Source organism: Caproicibacterium sp. NSD3, assembly GCF_053613275.1.
The window spans coordinates 640,631-661,266 of the sequence record NZ_CM132119.1 but is presented as its reverse complement, the minus strand read 5'-3'; the positions used below and the strand labels follow the sequence as shown (position 1 = coordinate 661,266).

The window sequence follows — 20,636 nt, the reverse complement described above, 5'->3', positions numbered from 1 at the left end:
GGTGTGATCCAATTTGAATCGTGGTATTTGTATGGCGTTAAAGCCTTTGCAAATTCATTCGATTGCGACAATTATTCATAAAAGGTACTCCTTATCATTTGGCTATTACCCTTAAAAACATGGATAACAATAGGATATGCAGAGATATTCTGAGAAGGGCGTGTTCGCTATTAGTAGACTGGTCGATAAATTTGATAAATTAACTTCTGGAATTGGAAAAGCGGTCTCTAATGTAGGCGGATTAACGCAAGCCTTGTCAATAGCAGGAAGAAGCTCACAACAAATTTATGGTCGAGTGCGATGCACTATCTCAAAAGATTGCCAAAGAAACAGAGTCTCGGGAAAAACCATTTATCAGCACACAGGCATAAGCCTTACAATTTTTTGATAAAAGAAACCATTTGAAAATCTCTTCTGCAAAGAAGACTAAAAATTATAGATTATAAAAATAGCGACACTCCCAATTAGGGGAATGCCGCTATTTTTATACAAATTTATGTCTCTTACTTGTTGCTTTTCAATGGTGACGTTTTTCTAGAATCTTAAATAGTTTTACCAATTCGAACCACAGCACTGCAACTGCAGATATTCCAATCACAGTAAATATCTCAGCTCCTGTTAAAGAAGTCAGTTTTAGGAAAAAAGAAAGCGGTGTATATAAGCCTAACACAAGCATCAGAATAATCCCGGAAAAAGACGCCCACATCACTTTATCCCTCACCAGCGAACGGAGCGACTGATATGCAAAATCCGTCTGGGAACTACTGACCAGGACCAGAAAAATATTGCTGAGGAATAAAATAGAAAGTCCCATGGCGCGAGCTAACGCTGCATTTTCAAGCGGATTCCTCTGTAGGACAACATAATAAGTCCCAAAAGAAGCAGCAAAAATGACAAGGCCCTGCAAAACACTTTTTAAAAGGTTTTTTGCACCAACAATTTTCTCCTGTGGACTGCGGGGAGCGCGCTCCATTACATTCTTTTCCGCCGGCTGCCGTTCAAAAACGATGGAACATGTTGGGTCAATAATTAGTTCCAACAGGACAACATGAAGCGGAAGCAGCATTAAACTTTCTGGATTTACTTTCAGGAGTGGAGCCAGCAGACAGGAAAACGCAATCGGAATATGAATTGTAAAAACGTAGCCGATTGCTTTTTTAATGTTGTCATAGATTCTTCTGCCATCTCGGATGGTATCCACAATGGTAGAAAAATTATCATCAAGAAGAATCAGGTCTGCCGCTTCGCGTGATACTTCCGTCCCCCTTTTGCCCATGGCAACTCCTATATCGGCATATTTAAGAGCAGGAGCGTCATTGACGCCATCGCCTGTCATTGCAACAATTTCTCCGTTGGCTTTTAGTGCTTTCACAATTTTCATTTTATGCTCCGGTACGACACGGGAAAAAACATTAACCGTACTGACGCATTTTTGCAATTCTTCTTCAGTCATCTGATCTATTTCATCGCCAGTTATCGCCTGATTACAATTCGGAATCCCGATTTTTTTTGCAATCGCTTTTGCTGTGTCGCCGCTGTCTCCAGTAATCATTACGACTCGGACGCCAGCTTTGTTACAGCGGCGGATGTCTGCTCCCACAGACTTCCTTGGCGGGTCGGCAAGGCCAACTAAGCCGCAGAGGTGTAGATGGCATTCCGATAAAGTTGCCGGAATATCATCGATTGTTGGGATACTCATTTGCCCAACGGCAATCACGCGCAGCCCCTGTGCTGCCATATCGGTGACCTTTTTTTGTGCTTCGATAAGTTCTGCCGAGGTTATCTCGCACAGTGGCAGAATTTTTTCCGGCGAACCCTTTGCTGCAACCATAATTTTATTTTCGTGCTGCCAGACATGGCCCATCATTTTGGCTTCGTGAGTAAAAGAATATTCTCGGACCAGTTTGCCGCTAAATAGGAAATTTTTTGGCATGCCTTTGCTTTCACAGTAGGAAAGCATCGCTTGTTCCATTGGATCATAGGTGTCCGGTTCACAAGCCATTCCCATTGTGGCACAAAATTTCTCTTCCTGATTTTTTTCAGTCCATGTTTCGCAGACGGTCATCTGGTTTTCCGTAATGGTACCGGTTTTGTCTACGCATAAAACTGAGACCGCACCTAACGTCTCCACCGAAGAAAGCTTTCTCACTAACGAATGCTTTTTGGCAAGCCTCCATGCACCCATGGAAAGAAACACGGTTAAAATAACTGGAAATTCTTCCGGAATCATCGCCATGGCAAGCGTAACGCCGGAAAGGATACTTTCCACCAGCCGATCGACAAAATTATGGTCCGGAAGATTGAGCCAAGTAAAGCAGCCAACTAAGACAAACAGGACAGCTGCAATCACTGCACACAGCTTTACAAGGCTTCTTGTCTGTTTTTGTAAAGGGGAAGGAAATTCCGGTGCGTTAGAAACATTTAAGCCGATTTTCCCGATTTCTGTTTCTTTTCCAATCTGATTCACGCAGACGGCTGCACTGCCTTGTGTGACGAGCGTACCTGCATAGCAATGATCCCGGCGCCACCGGTCTTTACTGTTGTCTGCTCCAGATGGTACTTTCCAGACACCTTCTGCTTCTCCTGTCAAGGATGATTCATTAACGCATAAATCGTTTGCCTGAAGAATTTCCCCATCAGCAGGTATTTTGTCACCTTCCGCAATCAGCATAATGTCGCCAGGAACAAGATCTGTACTGTCAATTTCCTGCTTTTTTCCGTCACGCAGCACCGAAATATGTGGTGCTGAAAGATCCTTTAACGCACTCAAAGTTTTATCGGTTTTCCAGCCCTGAATTACATCGATGCTGATCATGCCCAGCACGAAAACCAGCATGATGATTCCATCACGCGGCTCACCAAGAAAAAAATAAATGACTGCGGTTACGATAAGAAGCAGGAACATGGGTTCTGACAGAGTCTTGAGGATTTTAGAAAAAATACTTTTCTTTTTTCTGGGACTCAATTCATTTTTCCCAAATTGCTTTTGGCGCTGTGCAGCTTCTTCTGCTATCAGCCCTGTTAAATTTGCGGCCGTTTTTTGTTCTGTCATAAAAGTTACCTCCTTCATGTCTTTCGACATTTGTGTGACAGCTCTATGGCATTGCAAAGATAAACAGTCTTCGTTCCACGAAAAAAGGGTATAAAAATACCTGTGGAACAATACACTGTCCCACAGGTTTGGTTTCTCCTGTTGCCGTTAAGGCCCAGCCCTATCAACCTCTTTGAGGTCAATCGCCTGCTCAGTTTGTACTGTAGATCAAATGCAGCGCAAAGAGATATTTGATATACTATCATATCTGTTTTTTCATGTCAAGTGACTGAAAATTTAAATAATTTTTAATGGAGCTCGTTCTATCTGCTTCCAGTTTTCCCATTGTCATTTGCTTTTCGACAAATTTTTCTACCAATCAGCAACACATTCCGCCACATAGATAAACTTCGTGGTTTGTTTATAATAAGATTTTTCAACTAAAAAGGATCATGTCCGCCTATCTCGCTTATGCGGCCAAGCGAAACAGTAACGAGAAGCCCTCCAATCGCAAAGCTGCCACTGGAAGGCTCTAAAAGCGTGCTATTTATTTATCTGCCGTTATTTGTTCGACCAATATTTTTCACTTTATGAAATAGTTATTTTTCATAAATGGTTTTTGATTTGGGAAAACGTTTCATGAATTTATCATTAGCTGTTTGTAGCTTTTGCATATACTCTGTATAGGATTTACTTAGGATCTTCAAGTTTGGAATAAATATATCACTATAACCACTGGATCGTTGAAAATCGATCATAGCCTTTTGCATTTCAAACGCAGGACTGGATTTATATTCTTCAGAATTTCGAATTTCAAGATACTGCTCGATAGATTTCTTGTTTTTGTCTACATATCCATCGTAATCATCAACTACGGAGGCCATGCTTTTTTCCATTTTTTCAAAATCGACCGCATCTTGATTTTTGTCCATCAGCTCAAAGAAATCTTCTAATTTACTGGGGAAACTAAAATTATTAATTGAATCTAGATAGTCAATTATTTTTTGATATGCAATAGCTTTATCGGTAGTATCTATTTTTTCATTTAAAAATCTTCCAAAATGCAAACTCAAAAATTTTCCGTAGCTTCCGGGAAAGGCATAGAGTAATTTATCACGAATGATTGTATTATGATCGAGTGAATGTTCAATAAGATTTGTTGTTTCCTCCACATCATAGCCATTGGAAATTAAATGGGTAATGCAATCGTATTGTGCCTTTGCCTGAGTAAGTGAAACTTCTAGTTTTGCTTGGTAGTCCACTAACGCTTTGCATTTATCTTGGCTGAACACTATTGATTTAATATCCGCTATGCCTATATCCAGTTTTCGCAACATAGAAACTTCTTTTAGCATAGAAATATCTTTATTAGAATAGTTGCGATACCCGTTTTTCATTGCTTCAGGATGTATAAATCCCTGTTGCTCATAATACTCAACTGCTTTTTTTGTGATTTGGTAGACTTTACATACCTCTCCTATCAACATAACTATCACCTCAAAAGCATTGTAAACCAGACCCCAAGGGGCTAGTCAATAGATATTTGCAGATTTATTTGATATTTATATATTACCCATCCGTGGCTGTCGATCATGAACCTGTGCTAAAACAGATTTTTTGACGTCAGTTCATGTTCCTAAGTGTTGACAGGAGCGTAACATGTGCTCGTCCGACTTACGTCAAGCAGGCTGCCACATTAGGAAACGGCAGCTCTTTGTTGTTTCATTTCGGGTGCGGAGCCTATTTACTTTCTAAATCTTAAACCGCTTTTTTGTCGAGTTTCATTAAACCGGTATAAACTTAAAAATATGGGCAGTCAACAAATTTTAGTAAACTATGAAGCTTACCCATTAGCAGGGTTCTTCCCACCAACCAAATGCAACACTTCCCAAAATTTTTTCGCTGGTTGTTTCCGGCGGAATACAGTTTACTAAAAAATTACCGCCTGGAGGGCAGATAAATTTTCCGTCTTCCTCAGCTACAATCGTTGTTTCGGCAGGGCAACGACGCCCGTATATGGGCGTTCCGGCTAAAGGCTCCGTATCAACGTTTTCCGCATACAGAAACCCAACTTTTGGTTTTGGTAGCGAACATAATGCCATATTAGACGGACTTTGCATATCTGTTAGCTTTGCCGTTCCAGAAGTTACCGCATTTAGCCAAACCTGAATGGAAAATGGAATCTCACTGACATTGGTAACAGTAAAGACATTGACAAAAAGTAAGACACCGGAATTCTTTGGGTTAAAAAGTCCTGCCCAAGCATACTTACCGTTGCCGAATTCTTCACGGCTGCCACCGACAAAATACTTGCCCTGAATAGATTTGTATAATGACATTGCACATGCTGGCTCACAAGATGAAAAATTAAACATGAATTTTCTCCTTTTTGTTACATAGTTAGCCATACCACATAATATTAACCATTTTAAAAATTGGTTCACCTGAATCGAAGACTTCTCACCCATCCAGCCTTACGATAAGTTATTAGCAAACTCGAAAAACTGACTTCGTGTACAAACTCCCCAGTTTGTTTTATGTGAATACAGTTCACAATTTTACTGCCAATTCATCCAATTATATAAATAAAATTATATTTAATCTTAACAAACCTTCATGCAAAGTGTTCCATTTTATAGGATTTAAGGGTATGATTAACCCAATTACAGAAATTCAATTATAGAATTTGTATTCCATGCTTAAGTATGTGGAGATGATTATAAATGGACTATACAATGGAAGACCGGGCAAATCTCATTATAGCCGCATGTAAAGGCTCAAAATCAACAAATCCTTACGAGATTTTTAAAAAAGTAGCATCAGAAGACTTTGTGCGCATTCATGGACCAGAGCATCATGTTTTGGACGGAGCATGCATTTTGACAGCGTATTATAATGCCGGTGGCAAGATAGATCTGGAAGAAAGTCTGCAAAAACTTATGCACCAAGGTTTACTGATGCCCGGAGCTGTATGCGGCCTATGGGGTGTATGTGGTGCAGTCATGTCGGTAGGTGCCAGCTTGGCAATCATTGACGGCACTGGCCCACTATCAACAGATGGCTCATGGGGAAATCATATGAAGTTTACCTCTAAGGCATTGGAAAAATTAGCAGAGATAAATGGCCCCCGGTGCTGCAAAAGAGATGCGTTTTTAAGTTTTAAAACAGCCGTTGAATTTATAAATGAAAATTATAATGTAACATTAGAAACGCCAAATATTAAATGTGAATTTAGTCCTTATAATGAGCAATGCATCGGAACACGGTGCCCCTTTCATCAATAAAACTTTATGTCATTTCTGGTTTATGTTTTTGACTTGATGTGAAAATTTTTCACATCAAATTCGCTTCATATTTTGTTGTTTATTTGTTATTTATTTAATCAAAATCGTACAAAATTTAACTCCGTCACGCGTGGGTCCGAATCCCGCCAGCCCAGCCAGTTAAATATTGCTTGAACCCCGCATGAACACTATGTTTGGGCGGGGTTTTATTTTAAAAAATAAGTTTTGAAATAAACAGACATAAAAAGAAACCACCCCAACTAAGGGGTGGTAATGTAATGGATAAATTTACTTAGCAGAAATTACAAAAACTGCAGCAATTAAAGTAACGGCAGATATAGCTCCAAAAAGAACACATATAATAGCCTCCTTTATTCATATATTTGCTCTAGAACACCATAATTGTAACAACGTTGTAACCAATTTGCAAACGAAATTTTTCCCAGTTTAAATTCCATTGTAAATCCACATAATTCAGGTCGTACAGACAATAAAAAGCCTTTTGGCAAAGTAGCATTACTCTGTCTTATATGTTTTGAAAGTTCCCTGATGTAGAACAAAAGCCGCACAGGGAACTTATTTATGGTACGTTTAATTATGAAAGCAAGCAAAAAGCCGTAATAATTCCGGCGCCGATCCCACAAATAACCGGGATCAGATTTTTTCGTGCTAATTCCGTTGGCTTTACATTGCAAATCGCTGCAACTGGAATAACACCCCATGGAATGATAGTTCCGCCGCCAATCCAAATGGTGATAACCTGCCCAAGAGCCGCCAATGTTGCTACATTAGCACCCGTTGCAACAGAGAATGTCTGCGCAATTGAGCCTACCATTGGCAACCCTGAGAAGCCGGAGCCATCCAATCCTGTAATCGCCGCAACGGCAGATTCAATCAGAATTGTTGGTGCACGCCCTACCGGAACTGCATTTGTCATTGCAATTCCAATATCACTCAGAATCCCAGGTGCATCTTTTCCCAATACCTTTGCAGCAAATTCTCCATTTCCCATAAAAAAGAGTGCTGCAATCACGATGACTGGCGCAAAAATGGAAATTGAAAATTTAAATCCATATTTGATATGATCCGTGATCTTTTCCAGAGAAGAAAGAATGTCTCCATTAAAGAGCATAATAATTACCATAATAATGAGAGCCGTCCCGCCGACGAGAGCAGTCGCATCTTCTCCAACAATTTTAAATTTCAACATCACAACGATATCAAACAAAAACGCCGCCGGCGTGAGAACCGCAATCACATAGGCAAACTTTGACGGATGCCTCTCATCGTCTATTTTTGATTCTGATGAAATCTGCGGCTCTTTTTTCATGTCCCGTAGAAACATAGCATAAGAGACGATAACCGTTACAATGCTAACAGCCGCCCAAATTGGGATAGAAGCGGTCATTATTTCCGTCACTGAAACTCCAGCGGATTTTGCCGTAATCGATGGAGCTCCCTGAATAAAAAAGTCACTGGAAAGCCCAATACCATGGCCAAAAATATTCATGGCAACAGCGGCCCAAATTGCCGGAAGTCCCGCATTCAGCGCAACCGGAAGCAACAAAGCTCCAATGAGTGCAACTGCTGGTGAAGGCCAAATAAACCAAGAGAAAATCAGCATTACACAGCCAACTAAAAAAAATGCCGGTTTTCTGGTGTGGATCATATGCTGCAGCGGACGGATCATAATTCGGTCAGCGCCCACCATTTCCAAAGATTTTGACATAGACATAATCAGCGAAATCACAATAATAATTCCGATAAATTCACCGGCAGATGATACAATGGCACGATAAAGCATTTGAACTGCCAGAATAAAATTATGACTATAAGCTAAGCAGATCGCAAAAATCCCAATAATACAGGGAAGAACGATCTCCTTTTTCTTAAGCAGAGCGGCAATAATAAAAAGCACTGCGGCAATATAAATAATGTGCAGTGTTCCTAATTGAGCCATCTAAGATTCCCCCTATCACGCCATTATATGGATTTATCGTCTTAGATGATTTCTTTTTTTAAATTCTTTTTTCCCTTTTTCGGCTGTATTTTCTCAGCTAAAATTTTAAAGCGATATTTTCTAAAAAGAAAATTAACTTGACGAATCCCTCAAATTTGCTAAAATAGAATTAATATTAATTCAAAACTTTGAGCTGAATGCAAAATTCACTTTAAAGCTATGAATATAATAAAACAGGGAGGAAAATTTATGATGCAAATTTTGGACGGGTTGGACAGTTTTCTTTATTATCCAATATTGATTATTGTCTTGCTCGCAGCAGGTCTTTTTTTTAGCTTTCGAACGCGTTTTGTTCAGCTTCGCATGTTCGCGGAATCCATTCGGGTCGTCTCCGAAAAGCCTTCAAAAGAAAATAGCGTTTCTTCTTTTCAGGCGTTGATGGTATCTACCGCTTCTCGAGTTGGTACTGGTAATATCGTTGGTGTTTCCACAGCGCTTTGCCTCGGCGGTCCTGGTGCAGCCTTCTGGATGTGGGTGATTGCATTGATCGGTGCAGCCTCTGCTTTCATTGAGAGCACACTCGCTCAGATTTTCAAACGCCGTGATGAAAACGGGGACAGCTACGGCGGCCCTGCTTATTACATTGAAACAGCGCTCCACAATCGTGGTTTGGCAACTCTTTTTGCTGTTTGCTTGATTCTTACTTACGCCGGTGGATTCAACATGCTTGCTTCTTATAACCTGCAGTCCACTTTTGCAGTCTACAACTTTTATGATTCCACCTCCACTCCATGGATTATCGGCCTTATTCTTGCCGCTCTTGTTGCATGGTGTGTGATGGGCGGTGGAAAGCGAATCGTAAAAGCGACCAGCCTGCTTGTCCCAATTATGGGCATTCTCTATGTGGCAGTTTCTTTAGTCGTCTTCTTCGCACATCTCAATATTATTCCTGCTGTTTTTGCTATGATCTTTGAAAACGCTTTTGATTTCAAATCAATCTTTGGTGGAATTGCAGGTTCCTGCATGATGTACGGAATTAAGCGCGGACTTTATTCCAATGAAGCCGGCGTAGGTTCCGCTCCAAACGCAGCAGCCGCTGCCGATGTTTCTCATCCAGTCAAGCAAGGACTTGTTCAAGTCCTTTCCGTCTTTATTGATACCCTTTTGCTCTGCACCGCAACCGCTCTGATGTGCCTCTGCTCCGGCATTACACCAACCAAAGAGCTTGCCGGTGCCCCCTATGTACAACAGGCTGTTTCGAGTGTTCTCGGCGGATTCGGACCAATTTTCGTCACCGTTGCAATGGTACTTTTCGCCTTTACAACACTTTTAGGAAACCTTTTCTATGTAGACAACTGCCTTACCTTTATTCATCGCAAAAAGCCCGGCAAAAAATTCATGGTTGGATTCCGGCTGTTCTGTTCTTTTATCGTTTTGATCGGTGCAACTCTGCCAATGGCGGCTGCATGGGATCTTGCCGATATTATGATGGCAATCATGTGCATGATTAATCTACCGGCTTGTGTAGCGCTGAGCAATGTCGCTGTTAAAGCCTGTAAAGACTATGAAAAGCAAAAAAAGGCCGGGAAAAATCCGGTATTCCATGCTGCAGATGTTGGTCTAAATCCTGACGAATTGGATTATTGGAAATAATTATTTCTTAGTTGTGTGAACTAAAAAAAGTGCAGACTTTTTGCCGTCATAAGGCAGAAAGCCTGCGCTTTTTATTTAACTGATAAAGTTTCTACCTTTTTAACAATCCCTTTATGATTTTCCTTTTGTTCTAACAATCGCCTGATAGGCTCCGTTGCTGGAAGTTGAGACTAAGACCGCATTAAACGGGATCAAAGCCCAAATCGTCCACGGCTGCAAAAATCCTCCCGTTGCCGCGGTAGAAATCAGCAGCACAAAGAGCGCAATTAGATAACTGAGTATCTGCGTCGGCATTTTACTCAGTGCCCCAATGTTTTTTAAAAACTGCGTCAGCAAACTCGTTACAGCTGCTGCGCCCACAAACGTTGCCAAAAAATCCCAGCTTAAAAATTCAGTCATGTTCATCATGATCCTCCTTATCCTCCAAATCACTAATTCTGTGATCTGCAGCTTTCATCTGTTCTTCCAATCTATAAGTACGCTCGACGACCTGATTATGTTTTGCAACTTTTTCCTCCAGTTTCTGCAAACGAAAATCCACCAATTTATTGGCAGTTCGAATTCCGCTCCAACTGCCGACGGCTGTTCCCAAAAAAGCGATCAGCGCAACTACTACTTCGGTTGGCATTCCCATCACCTCCCTTATCGGACCGTGATCTGGAATCGGTCAATCTTTTCTCCAAAGCAGCCCGCATAACCGTCTTGACCATTTTTTATCTCGTTATCCTGCTGCCAGTCATAATAGTCGCCGTTGAGCGCAGAAACCCGATAGCAAGCTTTTCTGTAAGGCCGAATGGAATTAGGTGTCTCATAATAAACAGCCACTGCATCAATCGGTGTGCCATTTCCTGCATATCCGTTTTCAAAGTCATCCGTATCATAACCGCTGACTTTCGGCAGCCAGTTTCCGTCTTTTGTATGGACTCGGTATCGAACAGAACCACAGTCAACTCCAACGGCAAGATCAGTAATTGTCTGCCCTTCGATTCCAGCAAAATCCGAAAGATTATTTACTTCCGGCAGCCAGCCACTTTCTTGCGTTTTTACGCGGTACTTTACCCCAACTTTTTCTAGTTTAGAAGAGGAAGGCTGTACCGAAACCGGTGCTGCGCTATTTTCCAAATCCCGATCAGCAAGATTGGTATCAATGCTGCCTCTGCAGCCTGCAACAGAAGTTCCTCCAAACTGCCAAAGCGCACAGGGAATGCTCGGAGAATTAACATCATACTGTGCGAACCATAAAGGATAATTTGCTAATCTGTTCATATCAAACCAATTTCGGCAGTAATCCAAATTTGAATAATTACCCGCCTGATACCCTGCAGAAGAAATTGCATCTAAAAATGCAGCAGCCATATCGGTAACAAGCGTCTTATCCGGCTCAACTCCCTGCTCTCGGGAATAACGAACCGAATCATATTCGTAGTCAAAGAAGACAGGCCATGTGATTTGATCTTGATACGGTTTAAGAACCGTAAGGCAAATTTCCGCTTCTTTTTGCGCATCCGGTATCGAAGTAGCATAGCTAAACCAATAACATCCAACAGGAATTCCGGCGCGGAGCGCTCCCAGCATATTCCGATCAAAAAAGCGATCTCTTTGGCTCGGATCATTTCCATATCCGGCACGAATAATGGCAAAGTCGATTTCATCGTTTTTTACTAACTGCCAATCGATCTCTCCATTGTGAGCACTTACATCAATCCCCCGCATGTTTCATTTTCCTCATTTCATAATCTCTTCCTCTTCTTCTGGTGTAATCTTTTTGTCGATTAAAGAATCCAACTGTTCTTTCGTTAATTTTCCTAGCAGATATTGGACTCTTAAAAATTTTGTAAGTGGTCTCATGACTTTTCTCCCATCGTCTCTGATAAAATAAGATCTTCAATCGCGCAAATGCGATTCCCTAAACTTGGAAGTGTCTTCTGCTTTTTCATTTCGAGCAGTTCCTCGTAAGTATATGGAACATACCGTTGGATGAGAATCTCTTCTTCATAAGCTTTTTCTGCTGGAATAAAAGGGGTATCAATTACCCGTTCTACTTCTTTTCCGCCGTTTGGATACTCGTGAAGTGTCTCAAAATGAGATTGTTCCGGTATTTCCGCTTGTTCATCGTGATGAATAACGAGTTTGTCCTCTTTTAAATAACCTTTTTCTAAATCCGGATTTAGAATCTCGTTACCCTGTGCATCTAAAATTTTCATTTTATTTCTCCTCTTTAAGAAACTCGTTTCCACATATAAACGGCTATATAGGGCGGCATATTGTTATGCGCACTGCCTCCGCCGGTATATCCGGTCGTATAATCTCCAGATGTACCTGTCCATTCTCCAGAAGGGCTCCATTTGGACCCGCCGGTATCCCAAAAGCATTGGCTCACTCCTTTTCCGTACAAGCCAACATGATTGTGATTTGGCATTTCGTTTACTGTTAAGGTGTGAGTGGATTCTCCGCCCTTACCTCCAACAGCATAAGAACTGCTGGCTCCCAGTAAAAATCTATCCTCTAATTTTTCCCATGTGCCCCCTAAAAAAGAGGCAGGGCTAGCATTCTGAAAGCTAAGATAAACAGCGCCGACCGGATAAACAAGCAAAAGCAGATCGTTTTTCACAAGCCAATCGGCAGGGGCTTTCCCACTGTCTTTAAAGTCGCCGTCGGAACTGATGACTGCAAGATTTCCGGCAGTTGCTCCGGATAATTTATCCGCCTTAGAACGAATCTGTGTCTGCAGTGTAGAAACATCCATTTCCTTTAACTGATCCGCGATTTTCTGTGTTTCACTGCTTACAGAAGCCGCATTATTAGCTGCGGTGTTTGCCGAAGAAGCAGCATGATCAGCGTCTTGGGCAGCTACCGTTGCCGCCTGCGCTTTTTCTTGTGCTGATTCTGCCGCAGTATTGGCATTTTGGGCTGCATTAGAAGCTAAAGTAACGGCCGACTGTACATTTTCCGCCGCCGTATGAGCCCCCTCTGCAGCTTGATCTGCATTTTGAATTGCTTTTCCAGTATCAGAAATCAGCTGATACAAAGCCGAAACTTCTCCATCGTCAGGAATTGCTTCATCAATTTTGCAGGGAAAGACCCGCAGAATCAGATTATCAACCCGCAGATCATAAGCTTCCGGTTTTACAATTTGAATCCAACATTTTAAATCTCCAGAAGTTCTGCATGCTTCATTCGTTAAAGTAACGGATGCCGAATTTTCGGAGATTGTCATTGGAAGCTGCAAGACTTTATCCTCTTCGGAGATATAAAATATCGCCGTTGTTCCGGAAAGATCGATTTGCTGGCCATCCGGCCCATCAATTTCCATCTGATAAGTTCTTGCATTGTGCTCTCCTTGAAATGCCCGGAGAATTTTTGCTGTTCCTCCTCCATCTGCAGAAATTTTTATTTTTTCATTCATGTGGCTGCACCACTCCTTTCACTCCTCCGAAAAATGGCGCTTTAAATTTGCCTTTTGGGGAAAAGAAGGAAAAGTTCCAATAAAAAAAGACCCGCCGAAGTACAGATTTCTCTGTCCCTCAGCGGGTCTTACTAATTTTTTATTTTTTAGGAACAAGTAACATAACCCGGATAATCAAGCGCAATATAAGTTTTTCCGCGGTTTAGTTTCAGTTCTTTTCCACTGTTGTCATAAAACTTAAGATAATCATACTCTCCGGTTTTCTCCCATGTAATCGACTGTACCACTCCGTCAGAGAGATAATATCCTTTATAGGTTCCCTTGCCACCCTTCCAGTTTACACTTTGGTGGCCGGTGCTGTCCATCTGTGAAATATCTGTTTCCAAAGCGATCACATTTGTAAAGCTTAACTGCTTGCCGGTAACCCCATCGATATGCGGGTTTCCATTATGCTGTTTTAGATAGGTTCCAGTCTTTGAATCATAAGTAAAGGTGCTGAAATAATCCCCCTGACCAAACTGCACATTCATCTTGGTACAGGCATTGCCATCAGGCTTTATTAAATTCGTCCCCGACTGGAATGAAAACGCAGGTCCGGTTTTTTCCGACTTCAAATCCGTACGTACACCATTTTGTTTTAAAGCGGCAGCAAGTCCGGTTCCATCAAAATAACCTGTATGTTCCAAACCCATCCCGCTATTTAAGCGAGCCTGATCTCTTCCATAAAGTCCGTAAGTATTCTCAGTTCCATTGAGATGATCGATATCCAACGTATTCAATACCTGCTGTGCCTTTCCAGGATCCTGCCCCCAATGCACATAAAATGCATCAAAGCCGACCGCAAGAATTGGATAATAGTATCGGCAGCTGCGCAAAGAACAAATTTTAGGCACTTTTGTATAATCACCATACATTGCCATCAGACGAGTAATATTATCCTCCACGGGAATCTCAAAAATCACATCGGCATCAGAGACTCCATACTGCGGCAAAGAATCCACAAGGTTATTTACCATGACCGCCACGGGACGTTTTCCGACCGCTCCGTCAGTTAAAGTACCCAGCCCTGTTAAAAGATTCATGTTTTTGGGATTTCCTTCGTTTTGAGGCTGCGAAGAAACAGACGCAGAGGAAGCCGGCGCTTCCGGAGCAGAGGAGACCGAGGCAGTCTGTCCACAACCGGCCATTAGCAAAGCTACAGCCACCACTAAGGCCAAAGTTTTACACTTTTTCATAAAAATCTCCTTCCCTTAAGAAACATTTTAAAAATATTGTATCATATTTTCTAAAAAAAGGAAGGATTAAAAAAGAATCGTTTCCAAATCGATCTTGTTAAACAAAAGTTATTTTGCAACGGGAAGCGTCACCGTAAAGGTGCTGCCTTTTTCCGGCACGCTTTCTACACTAACCGTACCGCCATATAAAGCCGCCAGGTGTTTGACAATCGAGAGTCCCAATCCGGTACCGCCGATTTCTCGGGAACGAGAAGCATCTACCCGATAAAACCGTTCAAACAAACGCCCAATATGTTCCGGTGCAATTCCAATTCCGGTATCCTTTACATTGATCACAACCATATTCCGCCTCAAAAGGCCCTCAACGCTGACCGTTCCGCCCTTTCGGTTGTATTTGATTGCATTCTCGACCAAATTAGAAATCATCTGCTGAAGCCGTGTGGGAGAAAAACGGACAATCGCTTTGGGATCAACACGATAGCTGAGCTGCACCTCATTCTGTTTAGCCGTCTCCGAAAGGCGCTCCACCACTTCTTCTACCGCTTGTTCTACAGAACACATTTTTGCAGAAGGATCCTCTTTTGCATTCTCAATTTGGGAAAGTGCCAGCATATCGTCGATCAAATGCTGCAGCCGCTGCGTCTCCATATCCAGCACATCATAAAAGTAAGCGCGGGTTTTTTCATCCCGGTCAGCACTCTTTAAAAGCTCGATACTCCCCCTGATTGCAGTGAGCGGCGTTTTTAGTTCATGGGTAACATTCGAAACAAATTCTGTGCGCAGCTGCTCCAGCTGTTTCATTCTGGTAACATCAGAAATCACCGCTAAAGCTGTATGCCCATCATCAACACGAACGGCATAAACGGTCAGCTTCTGCTCTTCTTTCTGCCCGCTCAGTTCCTGGCGAACTGCTTCTCCGCTTTCCATTGCGCGGTGCATCAGATGCCCAATATGAGCTAGGAGGAGACTGCCTTCCATCTGACCTCCAACTGCAAGATGTGGAATTCCAACCAGTTCTCTGGCACGTTCATTTAAAAACTGTACCCTGTCTTCTCGATCAATCGCCAAGACTCCGCTGTCCATGCTATCCAAAAGGCCCTCCAGCTGATTTTGGTTATGCCGCTGAGCCTCCATCGCCTGCTGAGTGCTTTCGGCCATTTTGTTAAAAGAACTTGCCAAATCCCCTACTTCGTCTTTTTCAGTCACCTTAACACGGCTGGAATAATCCCCTTTGGAAATGTTTCCAGCAGCCTTTGTCAGTTCCTGCAAAGGACGCGTTGCACGGGAGACCATCGCTCCCGTAATAAACAGAACAAGCAGAACTCCCAGTGCGATACTGAATGCTGCTGTTTTCCAGAGCCCCAAAATTTCCTGATCGATTTGAGTGGTCGGCAGAGCTGCTCTTAAAATAATGCCGTTTTCTAAAGAAATTGCTTCATAATAATAGCTTTGATGAACGGTAGCGCTCATGCGAGTATCTGTTCCGCGTCCAAACTCTTTTGCAGCTTTTACTTCCGGACGATTCGCATGATTTTCTAAAATTTCTTTTTGCGTACTATCCCCCAGCACTTCTCCGTCAGAAGAGATAATACTGATGCGCATCTCGTCCCCATTTTCACTGAGCTGTTTTCCGACTTCCTGCGCAATTTCCTGTGGGTCCTGCAAAATTTTATCCTCTTCGGCAGACAGAACAGAAAGTGCCGTTGAGACCCTCTGTGAAAACATTTCGTGATACCGCTGCTGCACTTGAAAAGCAGAAAACAGAAACGCCGCAGAAAATGCTAAAACGACTGCGATGCTATTTAAAAGAATCAGTTTTTTCTTCATGAGTGATCTCCGACAAATTTATATCCGACCCCACGCACTGTAATTAAGTATCGGGGGCAATCCGGATTCTCTTCGATTTTCTGTCTCAAGTAGCGCATATGAACATCGACCGTGCGAGTATCCCCGTAATATTCCACGCCCCAGACTTTATCAAGCAGTATCTCTCTAGTAAGCACTTTTCCGGTGTTTTGCATCAAAATACAGAGAAGGTCAAATTCCTTTGCAGTCAGTTCAATCACTGTTCCATTTTTTTTAACCGTATGACGCGAAATATCGACTGAAAGGCCGCCTTCTTCCAAAACTTCTTCTTCGTTTTCTTTGGAGTCATTCACCCTTCTGAGAATTGCCCGCACTCTTGCACAGAGCTCTTTGATTCCAAATGGCTTTGTCACATAATCATCGGCACCCATTTCGAGTCCAACTACCTTGTCGATTTCTTCTCCCTTAGCAGTCAGCATTAAAATCGGAATCTTTTTCCATGATTTCTCTTCCCGCAGCCGCCGACATACTTCTAATCCATCCATGCCCGGCATCATCCAGTCAAGGATAATGGCATCCGGCTTTTTTCGATTCATTCCTTTTAGAAGGCTTTCTCCATCCGAAAATTCGGCCGTCTCAAATCCTGCGTCTCTTAATCCAAAAGCCACTAATTTTCGAATATTCATCTCATCATCGACAACATAAATAAGTGCCATAACTTCCTCCGTTATTTCCCGTTAGGAAGATCCTCCTCTCCATTGAGGTCTGGATGCTCCCCTGTTCCCCGATAGATCACCCATTCTGCAATATTCGTCGCGTGGTCTCCCATACGTTCAATATACTTAATAATAAAAAGAAGATCAACCTCTTTCATCACCTGTTCCGGATTTTTAGAGATGGAAGCGCAAATTTCCAAAACCATTTTTGCAAATGCAGAATCGACTGCATCATCTTCTTTGCAAACTGCCCTTGCTTCTTCCAAATCTCCGCTTAAAAAAACATTCATCGCTCTTTGGAACATCGACTGTGCCATTCCCATCATTTGCACCACATTATTGATCAGCAAACTGTTGGGATCAAGCGTTCCTGTCTCTGAAATTTCACAGATATCGGCACACTGATCGGCTTCGCGTTCCATATCGGTCAAAATTTTGAGGCAGGCGGCGATCTCTCTCAGATCATGAGCTAACGGCTGCTGCATTGCAAGCAGGTTCATGCAAAACTTTTCGTTTTCCTGCTCCAAAGAATCAATTTCCCGATCTCCCAAAACGACCTGCTGGGCCAACTCCCGATCATCTGTTTTCAGCACCCGGATCGTCTTTTCAATTCGGTCGCTGATCATAAGAGCCATTTGTATCATTTGTTCGTTAAGTTTTTTTAGTTCCTGATCGAAATATTTTCTGGGCATAATTCGGTCTCCTTTTGTATCATACCATATTTTTATAAAAACGCGAGCAAAAAATCAGCCAAATCTTCCTGTAATATAGCGCTCTGTGCGTTCGTCCAAAGGATTATTAAACATATCCATTGTATTGGAATACTCCACAATCTCTCCCAGCAAGAAAAAGGCGGTATTATCGGCAATTCGTCCTGCCTGCTGCATATTGTGCGTAACAATAATCACCGTATACTTTTTGCGCAGATCGCCCATCAGATCTTCAATTTTCAAAGTTGAAATTGGATCCAGCGCGCTGGTAGGTTCATCCATTAAAAGAATATCCGGCTCCACTGCCAGTGCGCGAGCAATACAAAGTCTCTGCTGCTGCCCGCCGGACATTCCCAGCGCACTTTTTTTCAAACGATCTTTTATTTCGTCCCACAAAGCGGCCTGTTTTAAACTGGTCTCTACGATTTCGTCCAGTTTCTGCTTTTGCTTGATTCCATGAATCCGCGGACCATAAGCAATATTATCATAGATCGACATCGGAAATGGATTTGCTTTTTGAAATACCATTCCCGCACGTTTTCTCAAAAGAGTGACATCCGTGTGGGAATCGTAAATATCCTCTCCATCAATTGTGACTTTTCCTGTAATCTTACAGCCTGGCACCAGATCATTCATTCGGTTGAGTGTTTTTAAACAAGTTGATTTTCCGCAGCCGGAAGGTCCAATAAACGCCGTTATTTTGTTGGCTGCAATGTCCATATTTACATTTCTGAGTGCTTGAAAAGACTCTTTTGCACTTTCATAATAGAGATTCAGGTCATGAATTCCCACTTTGATATTTTCGATCCCGCAAAGATTTCCGTAAACTGTCTCATGTGGGGTAGTGTCGGCTGTTTCTTTTAGCTGCCATGTTCCCTGTCTTTTGTCTACTAAATCGACTAAGGCAGGCGTTTGATTTATGATATTCTCCATCATTTATTTCTCCTTTATTTGGAAGAACCGGTTGCTTTTTCATCAATTTTTCGGCTGAGGATTCGTGCCAACAAGCTAAACAGAAGAACCATCAGAATTAATACAGCCGAACAAAAATTTGCAATTTGTGTTGCATTTGCAGCAATGGATTCCGTACGGGAAGCCCAAATCTGTAAAGCCAGCGTTTCGCCTGGACGCATAGGATTGAGCGGGCAGGTCGGAGAGGTCAGATTCCAGTTGCTCCAGTTGATATCCGTGCTCATCCCTGCCGTATAAAGCAAAGCGGCAGCCTCACCGAATCCCCGTCCGGCAGCTAAAATAATACCGGTCATAATGCGCGGAACACAAGCAGGCAAAAGCATATGGACGATCGACTGCCAGTGAGTGGCGCCAACCGCAAGAGAGCCGCTTTTATATTCTCCAGGCAGTGCCTGAAACGCGTCCACTGTCGTCGATGTAATCAGCGGCAGGCAAAGAATAGAAACCGAAAAAGCGCCTGCCAAAAGGTTCCAGTGCTGATGAGTCATCACAATAAAAACGAGATATCCAAAAAGGCCAATCACAATGGAGGGCAATGAAGAAAGCGTCTCCACGCACATCCGGATAAAACGGGTCAGCTTTCCATCCTTTGCATATTCCGCAAGATAAATCCCGGCAAATATGCCGATAGGAACACTGATTAAAAGAGACAAAAACACCAGATAGACCGTATTGAAAAATTGGTTTCCAATTCCCTCTGCCGTAAAAGAAAGAAAACTGCTGTCAAAACTCGAAAAACCTGAAATCAACACATCCAGTAAAAAAGCAGCTAATAAAAGGAGAAAGAATCCCGCTACCACATAAAACAGTCTGGTCATAAACCGATCTGTTGCGCGGCATTTTCGGCTAAAACGATCCACTTCGTCTTTTTGATTATTGTGCATTGATTTTCTCCTTTCTGCTTGAAATCAAATGAATCAGAAAAATAAAGAGCAAAGAAATCAGGAAAAGCAGCAGCGCCATTGTCCAGAGTGCCGTATTATATTCCCCGCCCTCGGCAGCGCCTCCCATATTGGAGGCGATTGTTGCAGTAAGGTTTGAAGTCGGTGAAAAAATTGATTTTGGAAAAGCTTTCATTTGCCCGATTACCATTGCAACTGCAAGAGCTTCTCCAAAGGCGCGCGCAAGACCGAGAATAATTCCTGTCAGGATTCCAGACCGTGCATTGGGGACAACAATTCGATAAATGGTCTGCCAGCGTGTGGAACCCATTCCATAGGCCGCCTCCCGGTAACTGTCCGGGACACTTTGAATGGCATCGGCCGCCACTGTCGTAATGGATGGAAAAATCATCACTGCCAAAACGATTGCAGAAGCAAGAACGCCATATCCCATCGGTTGATGAAAAACCGTACGAATTGTTGGAACTAAGATGGAAAGTCCAACCCATCCATAAACGACTGATGGAATTCCGACAAAGATTTCAATGGCCGGCCGAAAAAATTTTTTCCCAAAACCCGGCGCAATTTCGGTAATAAAAATCGCAGAGACTAAGCTAAAGGGAACTGCAATTACCAGTGCCAGCCCACAGGTGGCAAGCGAACCAACAATAAAAATTGCAGCACCGACGTGGCCGCCCCCTATAAAATCATCCATAGGACTCCAGTTTGAGGAAAAGAGAAACTCGCTAACCGAATGCTGATATTGGACAAAGGTTCCTATTCCCTTTGCAGAAAGAAAAATTCCGATTGCAAAGGTCACTGCAATCATAAAAACGCCAAAAATGGTCACAACGGTTCGCCCTGCATATTCTTTTCGAATATGCCCCGAAATTCTTTTATTCATAAAGCACTCCATTTTATATGTGAAAAGTTCAGACGAACAATTTTTCCGTCTGAACTTTCCGATCCCAATTCGTTTAAA

General features: G+C 42.5%; 19 protein-coding genes and 1 riboswitch. Of the genes, 2 read left to right on the top strand and 17 right to left on the bottom strand.

Features of this window, described 5'->3' with window-relative positions; translation table 11 throughout:
- Window positions 1-517: 517 nt before the first annotated feature.
- The 3 genes from ACVS9P_RS03245 to ACVS9P_RS03235 all read right to left on the bottom strand — a co-directional run bounded on the left by ACVS9P_RS03245 (window position 518) and on the right by ACVS9P_RS03235 (window position 5,406).
- Window positions 518-3,052, bottom strand: coding sequence for a cation-translocating P-type ATPase (locus tag ACVS9P_RS03245; protein WP_452104209.1), 2,535 nt, complete (start codon window positions 3,050-3,052; stop codon window positions 518-520).
- A 113-nt stretch (window positions 3,053-3,165) separates the two neighbouring features.
- Window positions 3,166-3,256, bottom strand: a riboswitch (NiCo riboswitch).
- Between the two features lie 374 nt (window positions 3,257-3,630).
- Window positions 3,631-4,518, bottom strand: a complete 888-nt coding sequence (locus ACVS9P_RS03240; protein WP_452104208.1) for a MerR family transcriptional regulator — start codon at window positions 4,516-4,518, stop codon at window positions 3,631-3,633.
- A gap of 363 nt (window positions 4,519-4,881) precedes the next feature.
- Entirely contained in the window at window positions 4,882-5,406 is a 525-nt protein-coding gene (locus ACVS9P_RS03235) for a DUF6143 family protein (protein ID WP_452104207.1), read from the bottom strand.
- A gap of 348 nt (window positions 5,407-5,754) precedes the next feature.
- Here ACVS9P_RS03235 and ACVS9P_RS03230 point away from each other — a divergent pair, with 348 nt between their 5' ends.
- Window positions 5,755-6,315 carry a DUF5714 domain-containing protein gene (locus tag ACVS9P_RS03230; protein WP_452104206.1) on the top strand — a complete coding sequence of 187 codons (561 nt, stop codon included), beginning with the start codon at window positions 5,755-5,757 and terminating at the stop codon, window positions 6,313-6,315.
- Between the two features lie 595 nt (window positions 6,316-6,910).
- Here the strand turns inward: ACVS9P_RS03230 and ACVS9P_RS03225 are convergent.
- Window positions 6,911-8,275: a hypothetical protein gene (locus tag ACVS9P_RS03225; protein WP_452104205.1), complete on the bottom strand. Its 1,365-nt coding sequence runs from the start codon at window positions 8,273-8,275 to the stop codon at window positions 6,911-6,913.
- A gap of 249 nt (window positions 8,276-8,524) precedes the next feature.
- Between ACVS9P_RS03225 and ACVS9P_RS03220 the strand changes: the two genes are divergently transcribed.
- Window positions 8,525-9,928, top strand: coding sequence for an alanine/glycine:cation symporter family protein (locus ACVS9P_RS03220; protein ID WP_452104204.1), 1,404 nt, complete (start codon window positions 8,525-8,527; stop codon window positions 9,926-9,928).
- Between the two features lie 111 nt (window positions 9,929-10,039).
- On the opposite strand, the gene ACVS9P_RS03215 is transcribed toward ACVS9P_RS03220, so the two are convergent.
- The 13 genes from ACVS9P_RS03215 to pstC all read right to left on the bottom strand — a co-directional run bounded on the left by ACVS9P_RS03215 (window position 10,040) and on the right by pstC (window position 20,558).
- A complete protein-coding gene (locus ACVS9P_RS03215) occupies window positions 10,040-10,327 on the bottom strand; it encodes a hypothetical protein (RefSeq protein ID WP_452104203.1) in 288 nt (95 codons plus the stop codon).
- Window positions 10,320-10,556: a hypothetical protein gene (locus ACVS9P_RS03210; protein WP_452104202.1), complete on the bottom strand. Its 237-nt coding sequence runs from the start codon at window positions 10,554-10,556 to the stop codon at window positions 10,320-10,322. Before ACVS9P_RS03210 ends, ACVS9P_RS03215 begins: the two co-directional genes overlap by 8 nt.
- A gap of 14 nt (window positions 10,557-10,570) precedes the next feature.
- Entirely contained in the window at window positions 10,571-11,641 is a 1,071-nt protein-coding gene (locus ACVS9P_RS03205) for a glycoside hydrolase family 25 protein (protein WP_452104201.1), read from the bottom strand.
- A gap of 12 nt (window positions 11,642-11,653) precedes the next feature.
- Window positions 11,654-11,776, bottom strand: a complete 123-nt coding sequence (locus tag ACVS9P_RS03200) for a hypothetical protein (RefSeq protein ID WP_452104200.1) — start codon at window positions 11,774-11,776, stop codon at window positions 11,654-11,656.
- Window positions 11,773-12,132 (bottom strand): hypothetical protein, encoded by a 360-nt coding sequence (locus ACVS9P_RS03195; RefSeq protein ID WP_452104199.1) that lies wholly within the window; start codon window positions 12,130-12,132, stop codon window positions 11,773-11,775. The genes ACVS9P_RS03200 and ACVS9P_RS03195 overlap by 4 nt, the downstream gene beginning before the upstream one ends.
- Before the next feature lie 14 nt (window positions 12,133-12,146).
- Entirely contained in the window at window positions 12,147-13,334 is a 1,188-nt protein-coding gene (locus tag ACVS9P_RS03190; protein WP_452104198.1) for a phage baseplate protein, read from the bottom strand.
- 146 nt (window positions 13,335-13,480) lie between these two features.
- Complete coding sequence (locus tag ACVS9P_RS03185; protein ID WP_452104197.1) at window positions 13,481-14,569, bottom strand: DUF3048 domain-containing protein; 1,089 nt, start codon at window positions 14,567-14,569, stop codon at window positions 13,481-13,483.
- 108 nt (window positions 14,570-14,677) lie between these two features.
- A complete protein-coding gene (locus tag ACVS9P_RS03180) occupies window positions 14,678-16,396 on the bottom strand; it encodes an ATP-binding protein (RefSeq protein WP_452104196.1) in 1,719 nt (572 codons plus the stop codon).
- On the bottom strand, window positions 16,393-17,091 hold the full coding sequence (locus tag ACVS9P_RS03175) for a response regulator transcription factor (protein WP_452104195.1): 699 nt from the start codon (window positions 17,089-17,091) through the stop codon (window positions 16,393-16,395). Before ACVS9P_RS03175 ends, ACVS9P_RS03180 begins: the two co-directional genes overlap by 4 nt.
- An 11-nt stretch (window positions 17,092-17,102) precedes the next feature.
- Window positions 17,103-17,783 (bottom strand): phosphate signaling complex protein PhoU, encoded by a 681-nt coding sequence (gene phoU / locus ACVS9P_RS03170; RefSeq protein WP_452104194.1) that lies wholly within the window; start codon window positions 17,781-17,783, stop codon window positions 17,103-17,105.
- A 54-nt stretch (window positions 17,784-17,837) separates the two neighbouring features.
- Entirely contained in the window at window positions 17,838-18,737 is a 900-nt protein-coding gene (gene pstB / locus ACVS9P_RS03165) for a phosphate ABC transporter ATP-binding protein PstB (protein ID WP_452104193.1), read from the bottom strand.
- A gap of 11 nt (window positions 18,738-18,748) precedes the next feature.
- A complete protein-coding gene (pstA, locus tag ACVS9P_RS03160; protein ID WP_452104192.1) occupies window positions 18,749-19,657 on the bottom strand; it encodes a phosphate ABC transporter permease PstA in 909 nt (302 codons plus the stop codon).
- Window positions 19,647-20,558 (bottom strand): phosphate ABC transporter permease subunit PstC, encoded by a 912-nt coding sequence (gene pstC / locus ACVS9P_RS03155; RefSeq protein ID WP_180341219.1) that lies wholly within the window; start codon window positions 20,556-20,558, stop codon window positions 19,647-19,649. Before pstC ends, pstA begins: the two co-directional genes overlap by 11 nt.
- Window positions 20,559-20,636: the final 78 nt, after the last annotated feature.

Excerpts from the sequence above, each read along its gene's own strand:
- pstA (WP_452104192.1), bottom strand. The coding sequence starts at position 19,657 with ATGCACAATAATCAAAAAGACGAAGTGGATCGTTTTAGCCGAAAATGC.
- ACVS9P_RS03200 (WP_452104200.1), bottom strand. The coding sequence starts at position 11,776 with ATGAGACCACTTACAAAATTTTTAAGAGTCCAATATCTGCTAGGAAAA.
- ACVS9P_RS03240 (WP_452104208.1), bottom strand. The coding sequence starts at position 4,518 with ATGTTGATAGGAGAGGTATGTAAAGTCTACCAAATCACAAAAAAAGCA.
- phoU (WP_452104194.1), bottom strand. The coding sequence starts at position 17,783 with ATGCCCAGAAAATATTTCGATCAGGAACTAAAAAAACTTAACGAACAA.
- ACVS9P_RS03205 (WP_452104201.1), bottom strand. The coding sequence starts at position 11,641 with ATGCGGGGGATTGATGTAAGTGCTCACAATGGAGAGATCGATTGGCAG.
- ACVS9P_RS03210 (WP_452104202.1), bottom strand. The coding sequence starts at position 10,556 with ATGCCAACCGAAGTAGTAGTTGCGCTGATCGCTTTTTTGGGAACAGCC.
- ACVS9P_RS03185 (WP_452104197.1), bottom strand. The coding sequence starts at position 14,569 with ATGAAAAAGTGTAAAACTTTGGCCTTAGTGGTGGCTGTAGCTTTGCTA.
- ACVS9P_RS03190 (WP_452104198.1), bottom strand. The coding sequence starts at position 13,334 with ATGAATGAAAAAATAAAAATTTCTGCAGATGGAGGAGGAACAGCAAAA.
- ACVS9P_RS03220 (WP_452104204.1), top strand. The coding sequence starts at position 8,525 with ATGATGCAAATTTTGGACGGGTTGGACAGTTTTCTTTATTATCCAATA.
- ACVS9P_RS03215 (WP_452104203.1), bottom strand. The coding sequence starts at position 10,327 with ATGACTGAATTTTTAAGCTGGGATTTTTTGGCAACGTTTGTGGGCGCA.
- pstC (WP_180341219.1), bottom strand. The coding sequence starts at position 20,558 with ATGAATAAAAGAATTTCGGGGCATATTCGAAAAGAATATGCAGGGCGA.
- ACVS9P_RS03245 (WP_452104209.1), bottom strand. The coding sequence starts at position 3,052 with ATGACAGAACAAAAAACGGCCGCAAATTTAACAGGGCTGATAGCAGAA.
- ACVS9P_RS03180 (WP_452104196.1), bottom strand. The coding sequence starts at position 16,396 with ATGAAGAAAAAACTGATTCTTTTAAATAGCATCGCAGTCGTTTTAGCA.
- pstB (WP_452104193.1), bottom strand. The coding sequence starts at position 18,737 with ATGATGGAGAATATCATAAATCAAACGCCTGCCTTAGTCGATTTAGTA.
- ACVS9P_RS03225 (WP_452104205.1), bottom strand. The coding sequence starts at position 8,275 with ATGGCTCAATTAGGAACACTGCACATTATTTATATTGCCGCAGTGCTT.
- ACVS9P_RS03235 (WP_452104207.1), bottom strand. The coding sequence starts at position 5,406 with ATGTTTAATTTTTCATCTTGTGAGCCAGCATGTGCAATGTCATTATAC.
- ACVS9P_RS03175 (WP_452104195.1), bottom strand. The coding sequence starts at position 17,091 with ATGGCACTTATTTATGTTGTCGATGATGAGATGAATATTCGAAAATTA.
- ACVS9P_RS03230 (WP_452104206.1), top strand. The coding sequence starts at position 5,755 with ATGGACTATACAATGGAAGACCGGGCAAATCTCATTATAGCCGCATGT.
- ACVS9P_RS03195 (WP_452104199.1), bottom strand. The coding sequence starts at position 12,132 with ATGAAAATTTTAGATGCACAGGGTAACGAGATTCTAAATCCGGATTTA.